This window comes from Streptomyces sp. NPDC058964, assembly GCF_042741275.1.
In the GTDB taxonomy this organism is placed as follows: Bacteria; Actinomycetota; Actinomycetes; order Streptomycetales; family Streptomycetaceae; genus Streptomyces.
Window position 1 is genome coordinate 1 of sequence record NZ_JBHYKH010000822.1, and the last position, 2,466, is coordinate 2,466.

General features: G+C 69.5%; 3 protein-coding genes. 2 read left to right on the top strand and 1 reads right to left on the bottom strand.

The features are described from left to right. A partial coding sequence (locus ACFW2E_RS45205) for a MarR family transcriptional regulator (protein WP_384477543.1) occupies positions 1-355 on the bottom strand: 355 nt, incomplete at its 3' end. A 138-nt stretch (positions 356-493) separates the two neighbouring features. Here ACFW2E_RS45205 and ACFW2E_RS45210 point away from each other — a divergent pair. Beyond that, positions 494-1,948, top strand: a complete 1,455-nt coding sequence (locus ACFW2E_RS45210; protein WP_384477545.1) for an APC family permease — start codon at positions 494-496, stop codon at positions 1,946-1,948. 86 nt (positions 1,949-2,034) lie between these two features. After that, positions 2,035-2,466: GNAT family N-acetyltransferase (locus ACFW2E_RS45215; protein ID WP_384477548.1), on the top strand; the 432-nt coding region annotated here is incomplete at its 3' end.

Consider the following 2,466-nt stretch of genomic DNA (forward strand, 5'->3'; position numbering starts at 1 on the left):
CGTCGGACCGGGCGACCACCGTGCCGTCAAGATCGGCCACCGCGACCCGCAGCCGGCTGGGGCCTATGTCCACGCCGAGTGCGTAACCGGCGGCCGGATCGGGGGCGTACAGGACCGCGATCCGGCCGCGCTCGGGGGCGTGGGTGCCGACCTCGTGGACGAGCCCGGCCGCCTCCAGGGCGGCGAGCGCGCTGGACACCGTCGGCTTGGACAGCCCGGTCTCGCGCGCCAGCTGGGCACGCGACGCCGCGCCGAGAGCGCGCAGCCGGTCGAGCAGCAGCCGCTCGTTCGCGCTGCGCAGCCGTCGGCGGCTCCAGGGCTGGTCCTGCTGCTCTACGACGTCGCTGGCGGGCATCGCACCATTCTCATGCATTCCTGACGCATACTTGACGCCTCTAGTAAGTCTCCTTAACTTTATCGGCCATCAGCCCAGCCGGATCGGCCGTTCAGCCCCGCCGGGCGAGCCTCTCCGTCCGTTGCGTCAGGAGTTCCCATGTCCGGTAGTCCGCCACCCGCGGGTGGCTTCGTCCGTCGCGTCGGCCTCTTCCAGGCCACCGCCATCAACATGAGCCAGATGTGCGGGATCGGTCCGTTCGTGACCATCCCGCTGATGGTCGCCGCGTTCGGCGGCCCCCAAGCGGTCATCGGGTTCCTGGCGGGCGCGGTGCTCGCGCTCTGCGACGGACTCGTATGGGCCGAGCTGGGCGCCGCGATGCCCGGCTCCGGCGGCAGTTACGTCTATCTCCGCCAGGCCTTCCAGTACCGCACGGGCCGTCTGATGCCGTTCCTGTTCGTGTGGACGGCGATGCTCTTCATCCCGCTGATCATGTCCACGGGCGTGGTCGGCTTCGTCCAGTACCTGGGCTACCTCGCCCCCGGCCTCGGGAAGTCCTCGGGCGATCTGATCGGCCTCGGCATCATCGCCCTGGTCGTGATCCTGCTGTGGCGCGGCATCGAGCACATCGCCCGCATCACCGCCGTGATGTGGGCCGTGATGATCGCCTCGGTGCTCCTGGTGATCGTCGCCGCGGCCACCGACTTCAGCCCCCACCTGGCCTTCACCTACCCGGCGCACGCCTTCGACCTGACGAGCAACCACTTCTGGCTCGGCTTCGCCGCGGGCCTGACCATCGGCATCTACGACTACCTCGGCTACAACACGACCGCCTACATGGGCGCGGAGATCAAGGACCCCGGCCGTACGCTGCCGCGCTCCATCCTCTTCTCGATCCTCGGCATCATGGCGATCTACCTGCTCCTGCAGATCGGCACGCTCGGCGTCATCGACTGGCACCGGATGACCGATCCGGACGACATCGCCTCCACCTCGGTGGCGTCGGCGGTGCTGGAGAAGACCTGGGGCAAGGGCGCGGCCGACACGGTGACCGTCCTGATCCTGGTCACCGCATTCGCCTCGGTGTTCACCGGCCTCCTCGGCGGCTCGCGGGTGCCCTACGACGCCGCGCGCGACCGCGTCTTCTTCCGCCCGTACGAGAAGCTGCACGCCAGGCACCGCTTCCCCATGCTCGGTCTGGCGACGATGGGGGTGATCACCGCGGTCGGATTCCTGATCGGCCGGCACACCGACCTGGCGACCCTGATCCAGCTCCTCACCACGGTGATGGTCATCGTCCAGGCGCTGGCGCAGATCGTGGCGCTGTCGGTGCTGCGCAGGCGTCAACCGGCCCTGCGCCGCCCCTACCGCATGTGGCTCTACCCCCTGCCGAGCATCCTCGCCTTCGTCGGCTGGTGCGTGATCTACGGCTACGCCGACAAGAACTCCCCGGGCCGTCATCCCATCGAGTGGTCCCTGGCCTGGGTCGTCCTGGGCTGTGCGGCGTTCCTGATCTGGGCACGGTCGGAGAAGGTGTGGCCGTTCGGGGAGAAGGAGATCGCCGAGGAGTACGTCATCGCGTCCGCCCCGGACACGGAGCCCGCCGGAACCTGACCCCGACCGCCCCGTCGTGCGCTAGAGTTACGGTCATCCGTGAGGCCTTCCCGGCTGGACACACGTCCGCCGGGGAGGCTTTTTTCATGCCAGAGAATGCGAAGCAGGACCTGAAGGTCCCGACCGTCCGCCCCGCGACCGCCGACGACCGCCCGACCGTGGAGCGGTTGTGGCTGATGTTCCGTCATGATCTGTCCGAGGCGCGGGGAGTGCTGCCCCGTCCCGACGGATCCTTCCGTAACGAGAGGGTCGGCGCGGCCTTCACCGACCCGGGCTGGGCGCCGTACCTGATGAGCTGTGACGGCCACCCCGCGGGCTTCGCCCTCGTGCGCGGTCTGACCGGCCCGACGCGCGTGCTCAACAGCTTCTTCGTGGTGCGCGGGGCCAGGCGGCGGGGCCTTGGACTGCGCGCCGTACGGGACGTCCTGCTCCGGCATCCGGGGCGGTGGGAGATCGCGTTCCAGCAGGACAACCCGCCCGCCGTGGCCTTCTGGGAACGCGTTGCCGGCGACATCGCC

Excerpts from the sequence above, each read along its gene's own strand:
- ACFW2E_RS45210 (WP_384477545.1), top strand. The coding sequence starts at position 494 with ATGTCCGGTAGTCCGCCACCCGCGGGTGGCTTCGTCCGTCGCGTCGGC.